Source organism: Streptomyces sp. CBMA291 (assembly GCF_014596525.1).
GTDB lineage: Bacteria > Actinomycetota > Actinomycetes > Streptomycetales > Streptomycetaceae > Streptomyces.
In genome coordinates this window covers 1-25,296 of record NZ_MSJP01000096.1, presented here as the reverse complement: position 1 = coordinate 25,296, position 25,296 = coordinate 1, and the positions used below count along the sequence as shown (strand labels likewise).

15 protein-coding genes and 2 pseudogenes are annotated in these 25,296 nt (G+C 70.4%); 9 read left to right on the top strand and 8 right to left on the bottom strand.

Annotation, left to right across the window (positions count from 1 at the left end; genetic code table 11):
* Window positions 1–8: 8 nt before the first annotated feature.
* On the bottom strand, window positions 9–3,332 hold the full coding sequence (locus tag BU197_RS22805) for an AAA domain-containing protein (protein ID WP_188270174.1): 3,324 nt from the start codon (window positions 3,330–3,332) through the stop codon (window positions 9–11).
* 469 nt (window positions 3,333–3,801) lie between these two features.
* Window positions 3,802–4,272 (bottom strand): annotated as a pseudogene (locus tag BU197_RS22800) (2-oxo acid dehydrogenase subunit E2); the annotation flags it as partial.
* Between the two features lie 448 nt (window positions 4,273–4,720).
* On the opposite strand from BU197_RS22800, the gene BU197_RS30720 reads away from it, so the two are divergent.
* Entirely contained in the window at window positions 4,721–4,987 is a 267-nt protein-coding gene (locus tag BU197_RS30720; protein ID WP_223182921.1) for an aquaporin, read from the top strand.
* Between the two features lie 683 nt (window positions 4,988–5,670).
* Here BU197_RS30720 and BU197_RS22790 read toward each other — a convergent pair.
* From BU197_RS22790 to BU197_RS31535, 4 genes and pseudogenes are all read right to left on the bottom strand, one after another.
* Window positions 5,671–7,116: an MFS transporter gene (locus tag BU197_RS22790; RefSeq protein WP_188270172.1), complete on the bottom strand. Its 1,446-nt coding sequence runs from the start codon at window positions 7,114–7,116 to the stop codon at window positions 5,671–5,673.
* Window positions 7,106–7,771, bottom strand: a complete 666-nt coding sequence (locus BU197_RS22785) for a short-chain dehydrogenase (RefSeq protein WP_188270171.1) — start codon at window positions 7,769–7,771, stop codon at window positions 7,106–7,108. Before BU197_RS22785 ends, BU197_RS22790 begins: the two co-directional genes overlap by 11 nt.
* The gene (locus tag BU197_RS30715; protein WP_223182912.1) at window positions 7,768–8,007 is read right to left on the bottom strand and encodes a hypothetical protein; all 240 of its coding nucleotides are present in this window, start codon (window positions 8,005–8,007) and stop codon (window positions 7,768–7,770) included. Before BU197_RS30715 ends, BU197_RS22785 begins: the two co-directional genes overlap by 4 nt.
* A gap of 219 nt (window positions 8,008–8,226) precedes the next feature.
* Window positions 8,227–8,469, bottom strand: a pseudogene (locus tag BU197_RS31535) (acyl-CoA thioesterase domain-containing protein); the annotation flags it as partial.
* Between the two features lie 587 nt (window positions 8,470–9,056).
* On the opposite strand from BU197_RS31535, the gene BU197_RS22775 reads away from it, so the two are divergent.
* The gene (locus BU197_RS22775; protein WP_188270170.1) at window positions 9,057–9,329 is read left to right on the top strand and encodes a hypothetical protein; all 273 of its coding nucleotides are present in this window, start codon (window positions 9,057–9,059) and stop codon (window positions 9,327–9,329) included.
* On the opposite strand, the gene BU197_RS31530 is transcribed toward BU197_RS22775, so the two are convergent.
* Together BU197_RS31530 and BU197_RS22765 are read right to left on the bottom strand one after the other, a co-directional pair.
* Complete coding sequence (locus BU197_RS31530; RefSeq protein ID WP_411158521.1) at window positions 9,316–9,531, bottom strand: helix-turn-helix domain-containing protein; 216 nt, start codon at window positions 9,529–9,531, stop codon at window positions 9,316–9,318. The genes BU197_RS22775 and BU197_RS31530 overlap by 14 nt on opposite strands.
* A gap of 237 nt (window positions 9,532–9,768) precedes the next feature.
* On the bottom strand, window positions 9,769–10,014 hold the full coding sequence (locus BU197_RS22765) for a hypothetical protein (RefSeq protein WP_188270169.1): 246 nt from the start codon (window positions 10,012–10,014) through the stop codon (window positions 9,769–9,771).
* Window positions 10,015–11,440: 1,426 nt separating this feature from the next.
* Between BU197_RS22765 and BU197_RS31365 the strand changes: the two genes are divergently transcribed.
* The 7 genes from BU197_RS31365 to BU197_RS22735 form a co-directional block, all read left to right on the top strand.
* Window positions 11,441–11,800, top strand: a complete 360-nt coding sequence (locus BU197_RS31365) for a hypothetical protein (protein WP_317452102.1) — start codon at window positions 11,441–11,443, stop codon at window positions 11,798–11,800.
* A gap of 14 nt (window positions 11,801–11,814) precedes the next feature.
* Window positions 11,815–12,810, top strand: a complete 996-nt coding sequence (locus BU197_RS22760) for a hypothetical protein (protein WP_223182911.1) — start codon at window positions 11,815–11,817, stop codon at window positions 12,808–12,810.
* 17 nt (window positions 12,811–12,827) lie between these two features.
* On the top strand, window positions 12,828–17,318 hold the full coding sequence (locus tag BU197_RS22755; RefSeq protein WP_223182910.1) for a hypothetical protein: 4,491 nt from the start codon (window positions 12,828–12,830) through the stop codon (window positions 17,316–17,318).
* Window positions 17,319–17,830: 512 nt separating this feature from the next.
* Window positions 17,831–19,660, top strand: a complete 1,830-nt coding sequence (locus BU197_RS22750; protein ID WP_188270168.1) for a non-ribosomal peptide synthetase — start codon at window positions 17,831–17,833, stop codon at window positions 19,658–19,660.
* The gene (locus tag BU197_RS22745; protein WP_188270167.1) at window positions 19,657–21,096 is read left to right on the top strand and encodes a condensation domain-containing protein; all 1,440 of its coding nucleotides are present in this window, start codon (window positions 19,657–19,659) and stop codon (window positions 21,094–21,096) included. Before BU197_RS22750 ends, BU197_RS22745 begins: the two co-directional genes overlap by 4 nt.
* A gap of 7 nt (window positions 21,097–21,103) precedes the next feature.
* Window positions 21,104–22,018, top strand: coding sequence for a sugar phosphate isomerase/epimerase family protein (locus BU197_RS22740; protein WP_188270166.1), 915 nt, complete (start codon window positions 21,104–21,106; stop codon window positions 22,016–22,018).
* On the top strand, window positions 22,015–25,296 hold a 3,282-nt coding region (locus tag BU197_RS22735; RefSeq protein ID WP_188270165.1), incomplete at its 3' end, for a non-ribosomal peptide synthetase. The genes BU197_RS22740 and BU197_RS22735, both read left to right, overlap by 4 nt.

Here is a 25,296-nt window from a genome sequence, read left to right as displayed (position 1 = left end):
GAAGTAAATCAGGATCGGTGGGGCTCCGTGGGCTTCGCCGCTGAGCGCCTGTCCCGAAGACGTATGTCCTGGGTCCAGGCGTCGGAACGTCCGGAAGGGGTCGTCTTGCACGTGGTGGCGTAGCAGCGCCAGTACCAGTCGCCGTTCTTCCGCCGCCGAATCTCGATCTCCGTGCCCTGGCACCGGCCGCACTTCGGCGGCCGGGCGAAGGTCTCCGCATGCTCGTGCGCGAGCAGCTTGCGGGCGAAGTACGCGCCGCGCATCACGACCATCACTTCCCGCGTCCAGCTCTGGGACAGAGCGTTGAGGCTGCCCAGCAACACGGTCTGCTCGTCGAAGACCGCGATCTTCTGGTGCATGACGTTCATGGGGATCACCGTGTGGGCCACGGTACGAAGGTCGGCGATCAGTGCCTGGTTCGCGGGCTTGCGCTGCAACTGGTCGGTGTCGTCGCGGATGAACACGGTGATCCGGACGCCTCGGTCGGCTGCGGCCGCGAGGGCGGGCAACAGGGAGCGGAGCCGTTTCGCGACCCACGGCGCCCAGAGCCACAGAGAGTGCCGTGCCTGGTCGATCTCCTCGGAGAAGGTGGCGTAGAAGGTCGTCTCGTCGTGGACGTCGGTCACCTTCACGTGCCGGCTCAGCACCTCTGTCAGAGCCGTGCCGAACTCGCCGAGGAACGGGACGGGGGCCGTCGGCGGGGCGATGAGGTGCTTGGCCTTCAGGACTCGCACACCGGGGGATCCGATCAGCGCGGCGAGCCGGGCCAGGGCCGTTCCAGGCTTGGCGTTCCTGACGCGGGCTCCGCCGGCGACGACGTACAGCCGGGTCTTCGTCCGGGTCACCGCCACATTGAACAGACGGATCCCGTTGCGGTGCCAGGCGCCGGCCCCCGGCTCACGGTGAGCGAGGGCCATCCACAGCTCGCGGCTGTAGCCGCTGCCCTCCACCGTGTCGAAGACGACGACGTCGAACTCCCGGCCCTGGAACCGGTGGGCCGTACCGACTTCCGCGAGCGGGCGCCCCGCGCTCTCGACGTCGCGCAGCGCCTCCAGGGTGGCCTCGGCCTGGACACCGTACGGCGTGACGATGCCGGCCTCCTCACCCTGCTCGCGGTGGAGCTCCACCAGGGCCCGAGCGATGAGCGACCCGGCGGGCCACCACCCTTTGCGGCTGCCGGTCAGGTGGGCGCGGGCCAGTTCGTCCAGGCCGTCGGTGTCGATGAGGACGATTTCCGGATCGTTGTCCGGCCTTTCCCGCAATGCCTGGGGACCGCCTGTGAGGACACCGCCGTACGCGAGTTCGTTGGCCAGGCGCATGACGGCGGGGCCGAAACGGTGCTGTTCGGTGAGCGTGAGGCAGGACGGATGCGCCTCGGCGTCCGAAGGTTCGTGGATGCCGCAGTGCTGGAAGACGTCCGGGTGCAACCATCGCTTGATGTCGGGGCGTTCGCTGTTGCCGAGGGCCGGCGGTATGACCGGCCCCAACTGCATGAAGTCGCCGAGCAGGACGGCGGCCCGGTCTGCCTTGCCGGTCGCGAGCAGGACCTCGGGGAGGGTCGCGGCCCCCGCCTCGTCGACGAGGACCACGTCGTACGGCCCTTCGAGGACCGTCCGGTTGGTGCGGAACCGTGCCAGGGTCGTGGCAACCAGTTTGGCGGACTTGATGATCTCGCTCTGGGCGTTGCGGGCGAGCCGCTCGTACCCTTCCTGCGCCAGCTCGTACTGCTTTTCCAGGTCCGGGCGGCGAGCACGGTCGGCGGACACGGCGGGACGCAGCCGTTCGGCCCGGTCGTGCCGGGCAGGCCAGTTTCGTCCGGCTGCCTGTTCGGCCAGGGCATGGGCCTGCCGGGCACGGGCCGCTGATTCCGAGGCCCGGACCGCCTCTTTCTCAAGGGCGAGCGCCTGTTGCTCGGCCCGCTTGCCCTCAGCCACGAGTGACACGCGGTCGGCCTCCAGCTGGGAGATCTGATCCCGGCTGAGCGGGATGGTCTCGGCCAGTGCGTTGACGCGGGCGTCGATACGGGCGATGTGCGCGGTCGCGGTGGCGCGGGCCTCCTGGGCTGCCGTACGAGCGTCGGTGGCTGCTCGCCGGGCCTCCGCCAGCTCCTCCTGGAGGGCTGTGATGGTGTCGCGCTGGCGCCACCTGGCGACGGCCCCCTTCGCTTCGAGCTCCTTCAGCCTCAGCTCCAGGGTGCGACGGTGGTCGTCCGCGAGCAGGGCGTCGGCTTCGCGGTTCCCGGCCGCTTCCCGCACACGGGTGATCTCCTCCGAAAGGTCGTCGACCTCACGCCAGCGTTCCTTCGCCGCGTCGGCGGCCTTCTGCCGTGCGTGTGCCGTTCCGAGGCTCTCTTCGAGGCGACGCAGATGTTGGACCGCCTTGTCGAGCCGCCCTTCCGCTTCGGCCACCCGGGCTTGCGCCGTCGCCACGTCCTGTCCCGGCGTCCGTATGAGCTTCAGCGCCGCGAAGTACGACGGGGCGTCGAATCCCACGAGGTCGGCTTCCAGTACCGCCAACTGCCGGGCCCGGTCCCTGACGGCGACGAGTTCGGTCTCCAGCGCCGAGCGCCGGGCCGCCGCCTCCGTCAGGCGGGACTGGACCATCAGGGGCAGCGACACGGAAGGGTCTTCGGCCACCTCGCGCAAGTGCGGCGGCCCCACTCGGACGATGTCACCGGTCCCGTGACGCTTCTCCCGCACCACCCCCAGCAGGGCGTTGTCCACGGCGATGTTCGTCGCGGACACCAGCAGCACACGCCTGCCCTGGGCGATCAGGTCGCCAATGGCCCGCTTGAGGACGGTGGTCTTCCCCGTCCCGGGTGGCCCCCACACCAGGTGGACGCCTTCGCCGAGGCAGGCACGGTAGGCGTCCGCCTGGGCAGGGTGGAAGCCCGGCGGGTCGACGGCATGGAGAGAGGCGCCGCCGATCGTCGCGGTCGCGAGAGCGGTGGCGAGGGGATGCTCGCCCAACGCCGCTATGCCGTCACGCAGGGCCTCTATCAGGAAGGTGGGCGGCTGCTTCAGCATCCACAGATGAGGGTCGGAGATCTCGGCGAACTCCGGTACCAGCACGGTGAGCAGGGAGCCGGTCTGTACGGTTCCGGAGACCGCGAAGCCCTTGGTCTCGATACCGTCGCTCTCCGGTCCGGCCAGTCTCAGGGAGTCCAGTTGCTCCGGTCCGATGTCGGAACCTCTCAGGTCGACCACGTACTGGCCCGGATCGGCGCTTCGGGCCGCCCGCCCGACGAGTTGCCAGCGCGGCTGTCTGCCCGTGCCCCCTTCGACGGCGATCCATTCACCGAGTGCCGAGGCGATCTCCTCGCGCCATCCCACCTGCCGTCCCCCGTTCCGCCCCGGGCCGGTCGCCTGCCCGCTGTTTGCGCCGCACCCTATCCTCCCAGCGGTCGTCACCGGCGGTGAGTGGCCGATGGCCGACGGTTTCCACGTGGCCGTGGGCCGACCTCCGGGGATCCGGGCAGCTCCAGCGGAGCGCAGTGGGGTCGGAGAAGTCCTCGGCCGGGGACACGAGGGGTCGCTCGCAGAGGGCCAAGCCGCAGGTAGACCTGAGTCGCCTGCGGACCTGAGCCGCGCGGGCCTGGAGGCCGTCGAGCCGCGCTTCTGACAGAGGTGGGGCCGGTGGCAGTGCCACCGGCCCCACCAGCCCCACCGGCTCAGCGGAAACGGCCATGATTCGGCCCGAGCTACAGGCGGCTGGTCCACGCACGGCCCGCCGGAGCGCTGGTCCGTCCGTCGCTCAGGCCGGACATGCCCATGCCTTGAGCATCTGAGGCGCTCCCAGGGGCTACAGGCCCAGTTCGGCGGCGAACTCGCCCGCCTCCAGGATCCGCTTGACCGTCGTCAGGTAGCGGGCAGCGTCGGCGCCGTCCACCAGACGGTGGTCGTAGGAGAGTGTCAGGTAGGTCATGTCACGCACGGCGATCGTCTCACCGAACTCCGGGTCGGAGACGACGACCGGACGCTTGACCGTGGCGCCGATGCCCAGGATGGCGACCTGGTCCGGCGGGACGATGACCGTGTCGAACAGTGCCCCGCGCGACCCGTTGTGGGAGATCGTGAAGGTGGCGCCGGTCAGATCGTCCGGGGTGATCTTGTTCGTACGGACCTCGTCGGCCAGCTCGGCGGTCCGCTTGGCGATGTCCGCGATTGTGAGATCGCCCACGCCCTTGACGACCGGGGTCATCAGGCCCTTCCCCGAGTCCACGGCGCTACCGACGTTCTCGGAGTCGACGTGGGGGACCGTGCCCTCGTCCTCGGCGGCCTCGTCGCCGACGGCCTTCAGCCAGCGCGTGACGGCGCCCTCGGTGACCGACTCGCCAAGGGCGGGCAGGAATACGGAGACTGACATGGTGGTGTCCACTCCTTCTCGGTCAGGCCGTAGCGTTGGGCGGCGGCGGTGGGAACGTCGGGCTTCACGTCGCCGCGGGCGGCGAGCGTGCGCAGGGTGCGTACGACGATGGACTCGGCGTCGACACCGAAGTGGCGGACTCCGTCGTGGGAACGATGCTCGGCCGACTTGTCTGGGGGCAGGCGGTCTCCCGCGTCCCCGTCGGTTACGCGACCGGGGCAGGCGGTCTCCCGTGTCCCCGTCGGTTACGCGACCGTCCACGCCGACCCGGCATGGAACGCTACCGCGATCCTCACGGCGGAGACCGGAGACCGGAGACCGGAGACCGGAGACCGGAGTCCTCGTCTTGCTGACCATGATGCTCTCCGTGCTTCTGGCGCACCCGGCCGGCCGGGGACTGCTCGCCTGCGCGGTGGGCCTCGCCACTGCGGTCATCATCGCCACCCTCGGCCCCCTCAGCGGCGGATCGGCCGACCCGGCACGACAGTTCGGCCCGGCGCTCCTGGCCCGGGACACCACCCACCTGTGGATCTATCTGCTCGCTCCGGTGCTCGGCGCGGTGCTGGGAGCAGCCCTCGTGGCCCTGGCCAAACCCCTGACCGCGCAGCGGCCTCGGCGCTGACGGAGAGGGAAATCCCCCATCGGTTATCGCGGCGGACCGGAAGGCCGGGCCCATGCCGAGGCCCGGATCCTGTGGTTGGAGCGACCGGGACGGACACCTCTCGTCTGCCTCGGCCCCGGCTTCGAGCATGCTGGCGGCTGGCGGGGGACGAGCGACATTGGCGGGGGGACGAGCGGCGTCCATGCCGCGAGTCCCGCCACGTCATCCGTCTGTCCGGCCTTCTCGGGTAGCACCAAGCCGCTCATGGAGTTCTTCGGCAAACGCCGTCGGGTGGATGCCGCGAAGGATGGTCCAGGGAGGCTGGCTGCCCCTGTGCTCTCCGGGTTCCGGGGCATCCGCGCCCCACGGCACCACGCACCCCGGAAGCAGCCGCGCACGGCCCTGATGCCCCGGTCGGCCGAGGTGCAGGAGCCCGCGTTCATGGTGGTGGTCCGGGGCCGCTCCGGGCACCTCCCGGCAGCCGAAGGCCGCCTGTTAGCCCTATCCCGTGAGCCCGTACGCGGGGGCCGAAAGCCACAGCGAAGCTGCCCGGTGCCACTGGTCCCCGCTACCGTGGAACCGGGCATCGCGACGGCATGCCGCGAATCGCCGTCTCCGCCGCCACCCCGCGCCCTGGCCGCAAGGGGCGGCGTCGCCGGGCAAGGGGTGACGCCCGGCGCCCTCCAGCGCCTCGTCCGGCGCGGTCACCTGGCGGTCGCCCTGCGGCGGGACCAGGCGGACAGCCCGAGTGCCAGTACGGTGCCGACGCCGAGGACCGCGACCGCGACCCACGTGGCGTGAGTGACCGCGTCGGTGAAGGCGATGCGCGGGTCACGGACGTGGGCGACGCGGTCCTCGAAGCGTGTGGTGACCCGTGTGCCGAGGATGCTGGTGCCGAGGACGGCGCCGATCTGGCGGGCGGCGTTGACAGCGCCGCCCGCTTCGCCCTCGCGACCGTGCGGGACGTGGCTAACGGCGAGGGCGGTGGACGGGGCGTTGGCGAGACCGCAGCCGAATCCGAAGATGACAAAGGCGGCGGCGTACCCGGCGAACGCGGTGTCCGGTCCGACCTGCGCGAAGAGTACGGCACCGACGGCCGCGAGCAGCAGGCCCGCCGTGATCAGGGCACGCGGGCCGAGTCGGCGCACCAGTATGCCGGCCAGGACCGAGGCGGCGATGAACGCGCCGAATTCCGTGAGGAGTTGGACGCCCACCTGTAGGGCGGTCAGCCCCCGTACCTGCTGGAGCCACAGCACTTGGAGAAGGCAGATGCCGACGAAGCCGAACAGGACGGTCCCGGCCAGCAGAAGGGAGACGCTGTAGGAGGGATCGCGCATCAGCCGCAGGTCGACCATGGGGGCGGTACGGCGCAGTTCGACCAGGGTGAAGGCGGCCAGCAGAAGGACCGCTGCCACGATGGCGGCCAGGGCCCGTGCGGAGGCGTAACCGTGGTGACCGCCGTCGATCAGCCAGAAGACCAGGAGCGCGAGACCTGCGATCGCGGTGAGCTGTCCCGCCCAGTCCAGGCGCTGAGCAGGGTTACGGGACTCGGTGACCCGGCGGAGCGCGACGATCGCCGCGAGGCCCGCCACGACGAGGTTGAGCCAGAAGGCCGCGTGCCAGGTCCACCAGCGCAGTGCGAGGCCCGCGACGAGGGGGCCGACGGCCAGACCGAGTCCGGAGGCGGCCGCCCATGCGGCGATCGCCCCGGCGCGGCGGCGCGGGTCGCGGACGGCGTGGGTGATCAGCGCGAGGGAGCTGGGGGTGATCAGGGCGCCGCCCAGGCCGGCGATCGCCTGGCCGGTGAGGAGGGTGGCCAGATTGTCGGCGAGGAGCAGCACCAGAGCGCCTGCGGCCATCGCGGCGGTCCCGATCAGGAAGACACGCCTGCGCCCCCACCGGTCGGCCAGGGCGCCCGCGCCGAGTACGCAGGATGCCACGACCAGGGTGTACATGCTCGGCACCCACACCATGTCGGCTGCGGCGAGGCGCAGATCGGCCTGGACGGCGCCGAGCGTGCCGATGGTCTGGGTGGTCTGGAGGAACACCGTGAACAGTCCCAGGCACGCGGCGACGAGGACCGGCCCCGGGCGACTGCCGTGGGCGTCGTCGCGCTCCTCGGCTGTTGCGTCGCGCAGATCAGTGGTCATGGTTCGCTCCTCGGGACAGCGTGCTCCTGGCCTGGCGGGTGACGTCGATCGTGAGGGCTTCCTCGCGGTCGGCCAGGCCGGCCAGGTCAGCAGGGCTGATCTTGGTCTGGCCGCCGTGGGTGGCCGTACCAGTGTCGATGAACGCCGTGTGCCCGGCGATCGTGAAGGGGTCTTGCGCGCGCGGACTCTCGCGTACCGATCTGGTCATCGACCAGGCGGTCGCCTTGGGCGAGCCGATCTGCGGCAGCGTGTGCCAGGAGAGTACGGAGAGCACGTTGACCAGTGCCCCGCTGTCGCTCTTTCCGAGGACGGGGGCAGAGGCGCGGCACATGGCGAGAGGGCCGAACAGGTCGGTCTCCGGTTGGTCGCATGCTCCGTCGAGGTACTCCGCAGAGAGCGGCGAACCGTCGCGCGCGATCCTCGTGTTGTCGACCACCAGGGTGGTGGCCGGGCAGCGCTCGTCGGCTGTGGGCACGGGGGCCGGGTCGGTGATGCGGCGGGGGAGGGGTGTCAGCCCGGGGCCGGTCACTGCCTTCGGGCCACGTGCTGCCGCGTACAAGGTGCGCGCGTCGCGCGTCGGCAGGCCGAGGGCGAAGGCGCGGCCCGGTCCGCCGATTGCTCCCGTGACGAGTGCGCTGGCACCGCAGGTGTTCACGAAGTCCCCTGGAGGGCCGCCGTAGCCGAGGGCGCGTCCTTCGCAGGGGCGTCCTGGACGACGTGGGCCTGCCACGCGAGGGTCGGCATCCGGCCGTCGGTCGACCACGCCTCGCTGCCGTCGACTGCCCAGCCGTCGTCGGCCTGCTCGGTACGGACCCGTACGAGGGCCCAGTCTGCGGGCGCTTCGAAGTCCACGGTGTCGGCGAAGTCGATGGTCGGCTCGGCGGTCGGCACCGGACGCGGGGTGCGGGGTGCGCCAGCGCGTGAACAGGGAGGGCGGGAGGACATCGGTGAGGTTGACAACCGCGGCGTCGTCCAGCGACCGCCCGGCGGTGAACCGTACGCAGGCCAACCGCTCGACCAGCTCACCTCCGGTGAGGGGCAGCGTCTCGGTGACGGGCCGCACCTCCACCTGCCGGGCGAAGACCACGAGCCTGGCGGGCAGGTCGAGGCCCGATGCCCCGCTCGGGGACCGGTGAGGGACAGGCGGAGCGGACGGATGTCGACAGGGGCGCGGAAGTCTCCGGTCAGGGCGCGGAGCGGGCGGCCTTGCCCGACAGCCTGTTCCCGCACGGCCGTGAGCGCCGCCGCCGCGACACGGCCCCCGTGGGTGCCCGCCCGGGACCTCCATGGGGGGTCGATCCGTGTCACCGCCTCATCGGTGACACACGCGCTGTCGGGTGGTGAAGTCCTCATTCCGGTCTCCTCGTTCGATCGAGCCAAGGGGACTGCCCGATCCAGATAGTTGGAAAACAGGACTCACTATAGAGATGTGAGTTGGGAAAGCAAACTCACTTTGGAAAGGTGGTCATGCTCGTACCGGCCTGACGACTCCGCAGGTCCGCCCACTGAATCTGTTTTTCCAACCCACTGGTCTATGGCGAGAGGGCAACCGGCCCGCGAGGCAGACGAAGGATGACGTACAGGGGGCGACGGAGGGGGCCAGGAACCTCCTGCGGCCTGCAGGCCTCCCGGAGCGACGCCCGCGTTCACCATGCTGCGTCGGCACGCTGCCCACTTCCCCTGGCCGCCGGGTCGCAATGCGGCGCCCGCCGCCGTGAGGCGGCCTTCTGGGAGATGATCCGCATCTGGACCGAGCGAGGAGGGCCGGGCGCCCCCCCCGTCGGCTCGCCGCCACTCTCAGGGAACGCGCAGACCGCCAGGACGTCATCGAGACACCACGGGCTCCTGAACGAACGTCGCCGTGTGCTGGCATACAGCGTGCCGTTCCGAAATTCCGGAACGCCACGGCCCCGCGATCCCTGTCGCGCTCCAATGTGCGCATGGAGCAGGGCATCGCGGCACTTGCGGGCGCCGCGATCGGGATCCTCGGAACAGCCGGTGCCGCTCACTTCACTGGTCGGGCACAGCGGGCGCAGTGGCGGCGACAGGCCCGTCGAGACGCTTACAGCGTCTTCAGCGCCCGGTACGACGCTGCTCTCCGCGTCGGCCGCGACACGATCACCGCGATACGTACAGACCGCGTCGGAAGCAGCTCGACCCAACAGCTCGGCATGAAGATACGCGAGGTCTATGACGCCCTCACGCCGGTGTAGCTGGAGGGCCCCGAGCGGTTCGGATGGCGCGCGGAGCGCGCGTGACGGCAGCTCGGCACCCCCGCCCGGCGAGTAACAGCCGCACTTCGCCGATGGCACGGGTGATGGTGGAACGGTTCACGCCGAACCAGCAGGCCAGCACGTCATGAGTGACTCCGTGAAGGAGAGGGAAGAGCGTGGCCAGGAGCCGGTCGATGAACACTAGCCGGTGCCTAGGTCAGCACCCACAGCCCGCTTCCGCGGCGGAGAGGTCAGCCTTGTCTGGTGACGCTCATGACCTGACGGGCCCAGATCCGCGACACGTTCAGCGATCACGTCGGCCGATAGACCCGTGATCCGACGACTGATCACGATCGCTGTGCGAGTCACGATTCCCACCATCCAACCGTGATCGACCACCTGCGGCTCGGCGTCTTGCGACTTACCGTGCACGAGCTAGTCAGTCAATTGGGTGCGCGTCCCGCAGACTTCTGGCCAGATCGTGGCCATCCTCCGCAAATCGAAAGGTCACGTCACCAGCAACAATCCCTCTGCCGCAGTCATCGCCCTGCTTCACTACCGCCTCGGTCATCCGGTCGTGGATGAGGCACCAGAGATCCGGTTCACGCCCTTGAGGCAGGACGACATACGGTCCATCAGTGAAGGTGTCGATGTCGCCCTGATCGGCCCCGAACACGGTCAACACCCTTTGCTCGTAGTCCCCATAGCGAGAGTTGGCGAGAGTTCAAGAGCCCGGGGTTCGACTTGTACCGCCTGAGCGGCTTCCTGTCGATCTGGCCCGCCTTCTCAAGGTCATGGCAGTAGCCGCACAGGGGTACCACGTTATGAAACTCGCGCATCCGAATCTTCCCCATGGCTCGATATGGGCAATCTGCGCCGGACTGCTACGACAAGTCGGGATGACGTAGTGGTGCCCTGTTTCGGCAAGGACAGATCGGAATTGCGCGAGTTCGGAATTCCATGGTTGAGGGCCCATCAGGGCGACGCCGCAGAGCGGCAGTCATCCCGTATGCCCCTGATCGCACGACAGGTCAGCTTTATGGATCTTGAATTGGCCGCCCCGGAGTGTAGGGTGATCCACATGGATTTCAGCAGGTCCGGGGGGGCTCGTGCGACCTGTATCGCAACTCATGCGAGTGTTGACGCTCGCCGTGCAGCTATCGCTCAGATGCGCACGATCCCCCTCGGCTTGGGTGAAATCAAAGAAAGCCGTCTGCCTGCCTTTGGGGTTGACCCGATGCAGGCGGTACCTATTTTGCCATGAACCAACCGGCAATCTCGATACCTCAACTTCCACCTCCATTGTGGAGTTGTCGCACGTTTGCACGGGACTGGCATGGCCATTCTTTTCATTACGCACGATCTGAACAGTGGCCCAGCAAGGCGAACGAACGATCACTACCCGCGGCGGACGACTCACGGAGGAGGTAGGGAGTGAGGCGCAGACTCATGCCAAGGGTGCGACTGCGCCGAGGTCGCCACAACGCTCGGTCCATACCCGTCACGCGATTCTCCGTACGAGACGTAAGGGCGGAGACGAGTTACGGCATGCTGCAACGTCCCGCACGCTCATTGGTCACGTCCGTGGGGACGGTTCTGGGAGTGGGTGCCTTCGCGGTCCTCCTGGGATTGACATCAACGGCCTCGTCGCGGATCGGCGAGCGTTTCAGCGCCCTGAGCACGACGGAAGTGACCTTCGAGGGCTTTACAAAAGACCACGACGAGTTTGTGGATCTCGCATTCCCGACTGATGGGGAACAGCAGGCAGGGCGCCTCAACGGCGTGGAACATGCCGGGGTGTACTGGCCCGTTCGGTCGCAGGACGGCGACTCCGTGGGTTCGGCACCCGTCGGATTCTCACGCGGTGGGCAGGACATCCAAGTCGTTGCCGCCTCCTCAGGCGCCCTTGATGCCGCCGGTCCCGCGATGGCCCAGGGCAGGAATCCTTCTGTCGCGCACGACAGAATCCGCCGGCGTGCGGCAGTCGTTGAGGCAGGGGCCGCTGCCCAGGTCGGTATCTCAACCGTCGAGACTCAGCCGACGGTCTTATTCTCCTCCTTGCGGCGATCTGCCTCGCCGTAGGAGCCGTCGGCATCGCCGGAACCACACTCGTGGCAGTGCTGGAACGCACGAGTGAGATCGGGCTGCGGCGTGCGCTGGGAGCACGCGGTCGGCGCATCACCACTCAGTTCCTCACGAAATCCGCGACCTTGGGGTCCCGGGGGCCTCGTTGGTGCCTCCCTTGGCACGCTGACTGTTGTTGGAGTCGCGATCGCCCGGGACGGGGCGCCCGGCATCCATTCCGTGACGGTGACAACCGCGCCCGCCATCGGCCTGGCGACTGGTCTGCCGGCCGGCCTGTATCCGGCCTGGAGAGCTTCCCGCATCACGCCGGTGGAGGCGCTGCGCCGCCGAGCGCAAGGAGCGCGGCCGGCATGCGCCACGCACGTGGACCACCTCACGTCACGTAGAGAAGGAAAACCCCATGCACGTCCTCAGGCGAACGACCGTCGCCACCACTGTCATGCTCGCGGCAATTTCGCTCGGTGCCTGCTCCACGTCCGGACCGGCCTCCGACTCGGCGAAGGAAAAGGCGCCGATCGACCAGGCCAACTGGCCTGCGGAGAAGCCCACGTCCGGGTTGGTCAAGGGCCTGGAGCTGCCGCTTGAGTCCTACCTGTCCTCCTATGCGGATCAGGTCGCCGTCGACACCGCGCTGCGCACCCTTCAGACGCGGTGCATGTCCGAGTACGGGCTGACCGTCGATCTTCCGCGTCCCGGCGCGAACCCGCCGCCCTACAGCAACGCCGTCTCGATCGAACGGCGTTACGGCCTCAGTGACCGCGCACAGGCACAGAAGTACGGGTACGGGCTGCCGAAGGAGCTGACCCGGAGCCTCGAATCCGCCGAGGAGGGGCTTTCGGACATCGAGGTGGAGGTCCTGACCGGGAGGAAGAAGCCCGAGTTCGCCCCGCCCGCGGGCGCCACGGGTGCCAAGGGCGCCGACGGCCATTTCGGCGGGGTCCCGGAGCCCGCACGCGCCGAGCACAACGGAAAGAAGCTGCACGAGGGCGGCTGCGCCGGCTGGTCGAAGCGGCGGCTCAAGGTGAACGAAGGGGATGCGGGCTTTGTCTCCGGGCTCGCCTCGACAAGCCTCTCCGAGTCCCGACCGCTGAAGCCGGTCGAGAAGGCCCTCAAGAGCTGGTCGGCCTGCATGAAGGACAAGGGCCGCAAAGCCGCCGATCCGTACCGGGCGATGGAGCAGGGCTACGCCGACGGCAACGGCGACGGCACCACCAAGAACGCGATCGAGCTTGCGCTGGACGACATCGACTGCAAGGAGCAGACCCGTCTGATCGAGGTCTGGTTCAAGGAGGAGTCGGCCGTCCAGAAGCGGCTGATCGAGGAGAACAAGGACCAGCTTGCCGCCATCAAGAAGCGCATGGGCGAGGTCCTTGCGGCCGCGAAGGCCGTCAAGTAACAAGAGAAGGAACCCAGTTGAGACAGATACGTACGCGTCTGCGCGTGCCGATCACCCTTGCGGTGACCACCGCGCTGGCGCTACCGCTGACCCTGCCCGCGCAGGCCGAGCAACCGAAGCCGCCCAAGGGCGCGGCGCAGGGGTGGAGCGACACCACCCAGCAACAGAAGATGTCATCCCCGGAGCCCTCCGCGATCCCCGTGAAGGACCGCGCCGACTTGCTCGGCAAGGGCTACGAGAAATCCGCGGACGCCGCCGTCACCACGACCGGTGACGGCACCGGCTTCCACCTCCTTGCGGGCAAGGAGAAGGACGGCTATCAACTCCGTACGGTGGCCAGTCTGTTCGAGGACGGTTTCGCCTCGGACACCTGGATCGGCAACCACTGCGTCACCGAGTCCGGCAGGTACGCGGCCGTCTCGTACGCGCCGCGGATGTTCACCAACAAGCCCGAGCTGATGGTGCGCGGTGCCTTCACCGCGGTGGTCGACCTGACCTCGGGCGAGGTCACCAAGCTGCCGTTCCAGTCGTCGCTCGCCTACTTCTCGCCCGGCTGCGGCCAGGGTGATCAGGCGGTGTTCACCCAGCTCACCCATGACGGTGACGAAAAGCAGCAGACCCGTCTGATCACCGTCGACGCGGCCACCGGCAAGGAGTCGAAGCCGGTCACGCTCGCTGGCCAGGTCACCTCGGCGATCCCCACCGACGCGGGCATCGTCGCCGCCCACGGCAACAAGCTGGTACGGATCAACGGCACGGCCGAGAAGACCCTGGCATCCACCACCACGGTGCCGTTCCAGGTCACCGCCGACGCCGACGGCGGTATCACCTTCATCGACCGCGAGTTGGACAAGAAGGCGTCCGACAAGCCGGTCGCCTGGGCCAAGCACCTGGACCGTACGAAGGTGAAGGTGGGCAAGAAGACCGAGCCCGTCACCGTCGCCTCCGGCGGGCTGCACGCCTGGGACCTGACCCGCTCGGCACGCGGCGAGGTGTTCGTCACCGGTGACGCCACGTCCAAGGCCCTGCCCAAGCGGGTGCACAACCCCGGCAAGCTCCCCAAGGGCGCGGCGATCTCCAGCCACGCCCAGGCGGCCCTGACCACCACGTGGTCCGATGGGAAGACCACCCTGGTCAACCCGGAGGACGCCGCCAAGCCGCGCTCCGCCCGTACGGCCCTGCGCATGCTGGACTCGGGCAAGTCCGTGACCCTGGACCTGCGCCCCGGCGCGCACCGCGTGGGCGACGAGGCACAGGGCCACGCCCTGTCCCCCGCTCTCCGCACCGGCGGCCCGGTCGGTTCCGGCCCGGACACGGGCGGGAAGCGCACCGTCGGCCTGTCCACGCAGACCGCGCGCACCCAGGCCCTGACCGCACAGGCCGACAGCCCCAGCGAAGACAGCGGGGAACGGTACTGCGCGGTGGCCCGCAACGACGTGAAGAAGCAGGCGTTCCAGCCCACACCGCGCCAGGTCGAATGGGCCGTGGACCAGGCCGTCGTCGGCCAGCTGAACTTCTACCGCGCCAGCAACTGGAAGAACACCGGCATCGCCGGCGGCTATCAGCCCCAGGGCCTCTTCCCGCCGACCGTCCTCGCGGGTGACCCCAACGGCACGCTCGACAACGAGGACCCCGACGTCACCGACAAGTGGCACATTCCGGCACAGGTGATGCTGGGCATCACCGCGCAGGAATCCAACATGTGGCAGGCCACCCGCTTCGCCGTGCCCGGTGTCACCGCCAACTCGCTGATCGGCAACTACTACGGCGTCGGCCACGCCGCCTCCGGCGAGCAGCTCGACCCGTGGCGCGTCAACTGGGCCGATGCCGACTGTGGTTACGGCATCACCCAGGCCACCGACGGCATGCGTCTGGCGGGCAAGACCAAGCCGGGCGAGACCGCCCTGTCCACGGTCGCCCAGGAAGCGGTCGCGCTGGACTACACCGCGAACATCGCGGCCGGCGTGCGGATCCTGTCGGAGAAGTGGAACCAGACGTACAACGCCGGCATGAAGATCAACGGCGGCCACCCCAAGTGGATCGAGAGCTGGTTCTTCGCCCTCTGGGCGTACAACTCCGGCTTCTACGGCACCGCCGACTCCGCGGGACACTCGGGCGTGGGCTGGACGAACAACCCGGCCAACCCCCTGTGGAAGGCCAACCGGGTGCCGTTCCTTCAGCACGCCACCGACTCCTCCAAGGACGACTACAGCCACGCCGCGCACCCGCAGGACTGGCCGTACGAGGAGAAGGTGATCGGCTGGGCGGCGCGCCCGATCTCGGCGATGTTCGCCCCGGGTGACTTCCAGGCGGGCTATCGCGCCGCATGGTGGACCACCAACGCGGACCGCGCGAGCGCCAAGCCTCCGATCGACCTGTTCTGCAACGCGTCGAACAACTGCAACCCGGCCAAGATCGGCGACAACGACTCCAACGACCAGGGCATGGGTGCCTGCACCCTGGACGCGGGCGACAGCAAGACCAACCCGCACTGGCTGCACTGCTGGTGGAACCAGCCGGTCACCGAGGCGCAGTGGAAGAACTGCACCACGGGGGCCAAGTGCGGCAACGGTGTGCACCGCTTCACGACGTCCTACGGCGAGCAGCCGGATGCCGGGTCCTACCCGCCGAACTGCTCCACCACGTCTCTGCCCGCCAACGCCCTGGTGGTCGACGATCTGGCGGACGGGACCATCCCCGCCGGTGTGGACGCCAAGCGGGGATGCGGGGCGGTGAAGTCGAGCGGCACGTTCGGCTTCACGTATGTCCCGTGGGACACCCAGATGGATCTCACCAACGACGGTACGGACAACCCGACCACCGTCACCACGTATCCGGGCAAGATCGACACGCATCAGATCGGCGCGGGCTACGGCAACCACTTCTGGTTCACGCACACCCGCTCGCCCGAGGCGAATCCGGCCGACGCCGAGCGTCTGAAGGTGACCGGTACGTGGAAGCTGAACGCTCCGCTGACCAACACCACGCGCCAGGCGCAGATCTTCGTGCACATACCCGACCACGGGGCGCAGACCACCAACGCCGTGTACCGGATCCAGACGCCCGACGGGGAAGAGGAGGTGCCGATCTCGCAGACGGCGAACCAGTCCAACAAGTGGGTGGACCTGGGCGCCTATGAATTCGGCGACCAGATCCCCGAGGTGCGGCTCGACAACTTCAACGGCGGCAACGGGTCGGCGGACATCGCCTTCGACGCGGTGGCGTTCGTGCCGGGCACGTACGAAGGTCAGGCGCTGACCGGCAACATGACGGCCGACCCGACCGCTCCGGATCCGTCGCCGGTCGAGCCGGACGAGGACGTCACCAACGGCCTCTTCTCCGCGGCCCGCGGCTCCTCGGCGAATTCCGCCACGGTGGCGCCGATGGCATCCCTGGGCACCGCGTCATGCTCGACGGTCAACCACTCCCTCAGCCGCAAGCGCACCACCGCCTGTATCCACAGCGACTACGGGATGACGGAGTACTCGAACACCGTGCCGGTCGTCCCGCTCGGAAGCGCGGGTTTCGACGTCGACATCACGTACTACCTCGACCCGAAGAGTGCCGAGTTCTTCCAGGTCGCCACGATCCGGCTGAAGTCGATGGACGGCTCGGTGAACTCCGCCACCTTCGACTACGCGGCCAAGTGCCGCGGTTACTGCGACATCACCAGCGTCGACTGGAACGGGTCGAAGACCTTCGCCAAGGGCGACACGGTCCGACGGACGGTCACGACGCGGTTCAAGTGGTCGCCCAGCGCCTCCACCAGGAACTCGATCACCCCGTACCTGTCTCTCGGCGGTAAGGTCAACAACACTTCGGTCGTGAATCCGACCGAATTCGAGAGTGGCCAGTTGATCATCCGCTGTGACAGCGAGGTCCCCGGGGCGAGCGCCGGCTGTGTGTTCCCCGGCTACAAGCCGACCTATGTCATGAACTCCAAGAAGTTCCCCGGGGCCGCGGCACACATCGACATGATGTGGCGCAAGACCAACATCAAGTGGGGTCAGCGCAGCAGCGGCAAGTCGCTCACCTACCTGGGCAACAAGATGTCCGTCGACGGCTCGGGCAAGATCCAGTCGGATCGCAACCGTCAGCTCATCTGTAGCAGGAAGTGGAAGGCCTACAACGGCACCGGTGACTTCAGCGACCTGTGGAGCCTGGATTCAGGCAAGCCGCAGACCGACGGCAAGAGCTGTGACGAGTTCGTGTTCGCCAACGCCGCCCAGAGCGCCGGAAACTCGGCGGGCCCCAACCCGGTCACTTACAGCGGCGCGGAGTGCATACAGACGTATGTCAAGCGCAACGCCGACGGCACCATGTCGCTTCGCCTGCGCCCGGATGCCACGGCACCGACGTGGAACGAGCCGTGTGGTCGGTCCTCGATGTCGACGTGGCAGAACACCCAGTCGATGCAGCCGTTCGGCGCCTTCATCAAGGAACAGCGCTTGATGGAGGACGACGGCTACTGGGTCGACCTCGCCGGATTCACCGCACCCACTCCGTAACCGGACCATGAGAAGTGCCCCCGGCCGCCCTTCGGTCCGGGGGCACTTCTGTTTCACGGCGCCGCAGCCGACCCCGCGCCCCACGGCTCCGCCTGCCCGTCGACCATCCGGCACGGAATTCGAGGATCCGTATCAAGTGCCGACGCCCGCCCCCCCGAGGGTCACCGAGCAGGTAGCGATGCCGAGGAGTCCGTGCCCACGCCGGGATTCGGTCATCTCTCTCGCCCAATCCTTCGGCATCAGTGAGCAATGCCTCGAAGAAGCCACGCCTACGGGCTTGTTCGCATTCCTCATGTGGTGTCGGCGTCTTCGAAGCCACCCACCGCCACCATCGAATATGGGGCCTGGCCACAGGATCGGCGTCCCCGTGACGCCGACCAATCGATTATCGATCAGAGAAATTCATGATCGAATTCCTGGCCGGAAAACGTCCGTTGACTCCGGCTCCGTGGCTGTGATGAGAATGATCAACGAGCCCGTATGACAGTTCGACGGCGGTCGGAAAGGGAGTCATGGACCAACGCATTGACGTGCCATTTTTCTCTGTTCACGAGGCTGTTCTCGCACATGCTTCGCAGCGGTCGGCGGACCTCGCCGTGATCGACGCGGACGGCACGTCCCTGACCTACGAGGAGCTTTGGGAGCGCTCAGGCTGGCTGGCGGCGGCTTTGGCGGACCGGGGCGTCGGGTCCGGCGACCGGGTGGCCGTCGCCCTGCCGCGTTCCGCCCGGCTCGTGACGGCTCTGCTCGGGGTGGCCCGGCTGGGCGCCGCGTATGTGCCCCTCGACGTCCAGGCTCCCGCCTCCCGTCTCGCTCTGATCGCCGAGGAGGCCCGCCCCGCCGTCGTGGTCGCCGACGAGGAGGCGGCCGGGGCGCTCCCCGTGGGGCCGCCGCGCGTCCCCGTCCCGGACACCGCCCCGGACGCGCCGGTCCCGGACATGGCGCGCGTCGAGGCGGACATGCCGCTCTACGTGGGATACACCTCCGGCTCCACCGGTCGGCCCAAGGGCGCCGTGATCACCCACGGGGCCGTGCGCTCCTTCACCCATGAGCCCGCCTACTGTCGGCTGGGGCCCGGCGACCGGGTCGCCGCCCTCGCCAGCCCCGCCTTCGACGCCACCACGTTCGAGGTGTGGAACACCCTCGCCGCCGGAGCCACCGCCGTCGTGCTGTCAGATGTCATGAACCTGCCTATTCAGGAGTGGGCGGACCTGCTCTCCGACCGCTCCATCGGCACCATGTTCCTGACCACCTCGCTCTTCGACAGCATCGCCCGCGAGGCCCCCGACGCCTTCCACGGCCTGGACAACGTGCTGGTCGGCGGCGAGGCCCTGGACATCGAACGGGTCCGCCGCGTCCTCGACCACAAACCACCGCGGCACCTGATCCACGTCTACGGGCCCACCGAGACCACCACCTTCGCCACCGCGCGTCTCTGTACCGCCGAGAACCTCGCCGGCCGCGCCCGTGTACCGCTCGGCCCGCCCGTACAGCAGACCCGGCTGCGCGTCCTCGACGAGGAGCGGAACGAGGTCGCTCCCGGAGAGACCGGCGAGCTGTACATCTCCGGGCCGCAGCTCGCGGCCGGCTACCTCGACGCGCCCGGACTGACGGACGAGCGCTTCCTCGTGCTCCCCGACGGCGAGCGCGCCTACCGCAGCGGCGACCGGGTCCGGCTGCTCCCCGACGGCGAACTGGAGTTCGCGGGCCGTACCGACCGCCAGGTGAAGCTCAGAGGCTTCCGCATCGAACCGGAGGAGGTGGAGCGGGCCCTGCTCGGCACCGGTCTGGTGTCCGCCGCCGTCGTCGAGAAGACCGGCGAGGCCGCCGCCGGAGCCCTCGTGGCCTTCGTGCTGCCGACCGGCCCCGGCGGCGCCGACGACCTGCCTGCCCGCCTGGCCCGCCTGCTGGGGGAACGGCTGCCCGGCTACATGGTGCCCACCCGCTGGCTCACCCTGTCCGCCGTCCCGCTCACCGCCAACGGCAAGACCGACCGCGCCCGTCTCCTTGCCCTCGCCGAAGAGAACCCGCGCACCGCGACCGGCCCGGGAACCGCCGACGCGTCCTCCGGATCCGACGGCGCGTCGGACAGCGCGGGGGGTGTGCTCACCGAGCTGTACGCCGTCCTCGCCGACCTCCTCGGCATGAACGGGATCGGCCCGGACGACAACTTCCTGGAGCTGGGCGGCAACTCGATCCTCGCCCTCCAGGCCACTTCCCGGCTCCGCGCCCGCTGCGGAGCCGACCTCAACCCGGCCGACCTGCTCTTCGCCGAGACTCTCGCCGAACTGGACGCCCCCGCGACCGGTGCCACGGCCGGTGCCGCGGACGGCTCCCGATGAGCACCGGTACCGGGACGCCGCCCGCGCTGGTGCACCGAGGCGCCGCCGAAGCGCCCCTGTCCAGCGCCCAGGAGGGCCTCTGGTTCCTCCACCAGGCCCAGCCCGGCTCCGCCGCGTACCACGTACCCCTGCTGGTGCCCTGCCCCGAACCGCTGGAACGCCCGGCTCTCCAGTACGCCGTGGACACCCTGGTGGCGCGCCATCCGATCCTGCGCACCCACTACCCGGTACGCGACGGAGCGCCCGTCCAGGCCGTCACCCCGGCCACGACCGTGCCCGTCGCCGTCACCGACCTGTCCGGCGCCTCCGACGCGACCGGGCGGGCCCGCCGGGAAGCGCGGGCCGCGGCGGCCGAACCGTTCGCGCTCGACCGGGAGCGCCCCCTGCGGGTCGCGCTCTGGCAGGGACTGCCCGACGGCGACCTGCTCCTCGTCTGCCTGCATCACATCGCCGTCGACGGCTGGTCGCTCGCCCTGCTCTTTGACGAGCTGTGGACCGCCTACGACGCCTTCCGCGCCGGCCGGGACCCCGAACTCCCCGAACCAGGGCTCCCGTACACCGACTTCGCCCACTGGGAGCGCGAACTCCACGCCACCCCGGAGCACCGCGAGCGGGTCGCCGCGCGCGCCCGACGGCTCGGCGCCCTGCCCACCGTCCTGCGCCTCGGCGTCCCCCCGGCCGTACGCGAGGAGAGCGACGAAGGCAGCGGGGAGGAACTCACGTTCGTTCTGGACGACGCCCTCGGGGCCCTCGTGCGGCAACGGGCCAGAGAGGCCCGCATCACCCCGTACGTTCTCCTCCTCACCGTGTTCCAGGAGACCGTACGGCGCTGGAGCGGCGAGCACCGCTTCATGCTGGGCACCATCCTGGTCAACCGGCCCGACCCGCGCCTCGACGGCACCGCGGGCTTCTTCGTCAACACCGTGCCGCTGCGCTGCGACGTCCCGCCCGGCCGCACCGTCACGGAGGCGTGGGCCGCGACCCGCGCCGAGTTCCGCGAACTGCTCCGGCACGCGGACGTGCCGCTGGGCCGGCTCGCCACGGCCCTCGGCGCCTCCGACCGCACCGGCAACCCGCTCGTCCAGGTCGGATTCGTCATGCTCAACACCCCGCCCCGCGTCGGCGGCAGACAACTGCCGGTGTCCTCCCTCGCGTTGCCCACCCAGGCGGCCGCCCTCGAACTCGCGGTCGTCCTGGAGGACTCCGGCGGACGCTTCACCGGCACTCTCGGCTACGCCACCGCCCTCTACGACCGCACCACCGCCGAAGGTGTCCGCGACACCTTCCTCGGCCTGCTGTCCGCCGCCCTCGACGCCCCCGGCGCCGTCCTCGCGCGGCTGCGGCTGCCCGGCGCGGAACCGGCCGGCCCGGCGGCACCCCCGATCGACCTCGTCGCGGATCACCTCAGGCGCACCACACCCACGGCAGGGAAGTGAGAGCTCGATGACGGACACCGACAGGGCGTGGACCCCGAGCATCGGGCTGCTGGCCAACCAGGCGTTCAGCGGAAGCCGCTGGAAGGGCGTCGACGCGTGGCGGGCCGCCGCCGAAGCCGGAGCCTCCTGGATCAGCGTCACCGAAGAGGCCCACGGAATGCCCGGGGAACGGCGAAGACAACTGGCCGAGGACGCCGAGAAGGCGGGCACGCCGATCCTCATCACCGGCTGTCACGCATTCGGGCTGAGCGATCCCCGCGACGCCGTGCGGGAATTCAACCTGGAATGGGCGAAGAAGCAGCTCGACCTCACGGTCGAATGGGGTGCCCGACGCATGAAGATCCTCCTCGGCGAGTGGATCTGGCGCGGCATGTGGCCCAACGCCCTGCAATGGCAGCTCGAAGTGGACACGCTGCGGCGCCTGTGCGCGTACGCCGAACGCCGCGAGGTCGTGCTGAGCATCGAGCTCGAACCGCTGGGGAACTCCTTCGTCAACGACCCCCACAGCCTGGACCGGATGCTCGCCGACGTCGGATCGCCGGCCCTGCTCGCCAATGTGGACACCTCGCACATGGCAGTCCGCGGCACCCCGGCCGCCGAACTCGCACGGCTGGCCGGCCGGATCGACAGCATCGACTTCTCCGACTCCAACGGGAAGTTCCACGAACACCTGCCGCCCGGCGCGGGCGTCGCGGACCTGGCCGCCTTCGCCGGGGAACTCGTCTCCGACGTAGCCTCCCGCGACGCCCTCCTCGCGGTCGAGGTCGGGCCCTTCAACGAACCCGAGCGCGCCTACGAACTCGTCCGCGCCTCCGTCACGGCCACCCGCGAGCTGTTCACGGCCGCCCGGAGGAACCGTACGGACGGCCCGGACCACGCGGACGGAGCCGTGTCCGGCACCCCGGAGGGCCGCCGCGGATGAGCGCCGTCACCTTCCTCGGCCTCGTCGACGAGCGCCTCGGCGCGGCGCCCGACGGGCACGGCGTCCACTGCGGCGACACCCGCACCGCCTGGCCGGAGATCGACCGCTGGGCCTGGGCCGTGGCCGCCCGGCTGCGCGCCGACGGCGTCGGCCGCGGCGACATCGTCCCCGTCGTCACCTCCCGGGGCCCCGGTCTGGTGGCGGCCTGGCTCGGCGTGCTGCGCTCCGGGGCCGCCTATCTGCCCGTCGACATCGACCTGCCCGCCGGGCGGGTGGCCTTCCTCGGCGAGGACACCGCCGCCCGCACCGCGCTGGTCGACGCGGGCGGCCTCGCCACCGCGCGCGGCCTCGGCGCCGGGCTGCCGCTGATCGACGTCGACGCGCTGCGCGGCACCGTCGCCGAGCCGTTCGACGCCGCGCCCGGCGGACGCGACACGGCCTGCGTCCTGTACACCTCCGGCAGCACCGGCCGCCCCAAGGGCGTACTCGTCGACCACGACGCCCTGCTGCACAGCGCCCTGCGCTGGTCCTGGTACGACCAGCTCACCCCGGACGACCGGGTGCTGTGCGCCGTCTCCGTGGCCTTCGACGCCGCCACCATGATCGTCGCCACCACCCTGATCACCGGGGCCCGGCTGATCCTCGCCACGGACGCGCAGCGCCGCGATCCCGCCCTGCTCGGCCCCGACCTGACCGGCGCCGACGTCGCCCTCATGACCCCCAGCGCGCTCAGGGCCGCCCTCTCGGCTCTCGCCCCCGGCACGGCCACCCGGCTGCGGACCGTCTCCTGCGGCGGTGAGGCGCTCACCCGGGAACTCGCCGCCGAGACCCGGCGCGCCCTCGGCTGCGACGTCCGCCACGTCTGGGGCGTCGCCGAGTGCCCGGCCACCACCACCTTCGCCCGGGTCGACCCCGACAGTCCGGCCGAACCGGGCATCGGCCTGGCACTGCCCGGCACCCGGGTCTACGTCCTGGACGCCGACCTCGAACCCGTGCCGGACGGCGCGCCCGGCGAACTCTTCATCGCCGGCGCCGGAGTCGGCACCGGCTACCTCGGGCGTCCCGGCCTGAGCGCCCGCCGCTTCCTGCCGGACCCGTGGCCGCACGAGCCCGGGGCCCGGATGTACCGCACCGGCGACCGCGGGGCGCGGCGACCCGACGGCGGTCTCGTCTTCCTGGGACGCGACGACCAGCAGGTGAAGATCCGCGGCAACCGCGTGGAGACCGGCGAGGTCCGTGCCCTGCTGGAGCGCTGTCCCGGCGTACGCACCGCCGCCGTCGTCCTGGAGGGCCCCGACCGACTGGTCGGCTACCTCGAACCGGAGCCGGGCGCGGCGCCCGTACGCTCCGCCGTCCTCGCCGAGCTGCGCCAGTGGCTGCCCGCCGCCGTCCTGCCGGCCGCACTGTGGCTCGTGGACGCCCTGCCCCTGAACGGCAACGGCAAGGTCGACACGCACGCTCTGCGGGACGCCGACCGGCGCCCGCTGCCGGGCGGCGACGGCGCGGCGGACGCGCCGGAGGACGGACTCGCTCAGGCCGTGCGGCTGTTCCTCGCCCATCTGCCCGAGCCGCCCGACGACCCCCGGCTCGCCCCCGACGCCGACTTCTTCATGCTCGGCGGGGCGTCCATGGCCGCCGCGCGGCTCATCGCGGACGCCTCCCGCGAGCGGGCAGGTCAGCCCGCGCTGCGCGACTTCCTCGCCGACCCCTCGGCCGCCGGGCTCGCCCGCCTCCTCGCGGCGCCCGCACCGGGGACGGCCGCCGACGGCACCGGCGGCTCCGGCGGCTCCGGCGGCTCCGGCGGGGAACCCGGGGACGGGCCGCGTCCCGCCCGTCCCGTCGAGCGTCGCCTCTGGTTCCTCGACCAGGTTCCCGAACTGCGCTCCGCGTACCTCGTGCCCCTCGTCTTCTCCGTACGTGGCGGCGCACTCGACCGGGACCTGCTCGCCCAGGCGCTCCAGAGCGTCCTGGACCGGCACCCGGGGCTGCGCGCCCGGTTCTTCCTCGACGCGGAGAGCGGCGACGTGATGTGTTCGACCGGGCTGCCGGGACCCGTCGTCACCCGGCTCGACCTGCGGACGGCGGCGCTGCCGGAGCGGGCGCCGACCGTGGCCGAACGCACGGCCGCCCTGTGCCGGGCCCCGTTCGACCTCGCCGAGGAAGCTCCCGTACGAGCCGAGGTGATCGCCACCGACGAGGGCGCCGTCATCGTCCTGTGCGCCCATCACATCGCCGTGGACGCCCAGTCGCTGGCGGTCCTCGTCGGCGAACTCGGCGAGGCGTACCGGGCCGGAGCCGAAGGCGGGACCGGCGGGCTCCCGGACCCGGTCCCGCCGGGTGCGGACCAGTGGGCGGAGACCGCGTCCGACCGTACGGCGGAGGCGGTTCGCGCCGCCACCGAGCGTCTGCGCGGCGCCCCCGTCGACGTCCTGCTCCCGCACGACCGGCCGCGCGGGCCGGTGCAGGACACCTCGGGCGCCACCTGCCCCGTCCCGCTGGAGGGGATCGACCCCGGGCTGCTGCGCACGCTCGCACGCTCCGAAGGGGTCACCGCCTTCATGGCCGCCGCCGCGGTCCTCGCGGTCGCCCTCGGCCGCCGCTCAGGACAGCGGGACTTCCTGTTCGCCACCCCCTGGGGCGGCCGGGACGCCGCCACGGCCGGCCAGGTGGCCATGCTGATCGACACCGTCGTCGTCCGCGTCGACACCACCGGTGCCGGGTCCTGGCGGGAACTCCTGCGCCGGGTCCGCGCCGCGTCCCTCACGGCCTTCCGGGACGCGGGAGTCCCCTTCGACGCGCTGGTCTCCGCCCTCCACCCCGGGCGCGACCTGAGCCGACCGCCGCTGACCCCGGTGCAGATCAGCGTGGGAGAAGGCGAGCCCGCCCTGCCCGATCTGGGCCCCGGACTGGTCTGCGGCCCACTGCCGTCCGGCCACGCGCACACCAAGTACGAGCTGACCCTCGACCTCCGGGAGCGGCCCGGGGGCCCGACGCTCGCCCTCGACTTCGCCATCGCCCTGTTCGACACGGCCACCGTGCGCGGGATCGCCGCGGACCTGCGTCGCTGCCTGACCGAGCTGGACCGGGACCCCGACGGACCGCTGTGGCCTCGGGAGGCGAAGGACGTGGGCCGCGCGGGACCCGGTGTCCGGCCCCGGGCGCTGCCGCCGCTGCCCCTCGTCACCGGACCGCTGCCCGGCCGCCCCGAGGAGACGGCCGTGGTGCACCAGGGCGTGCGCGTGCCGCGCGGGACGCTCGACGCCTGGGCCTGGGCGATC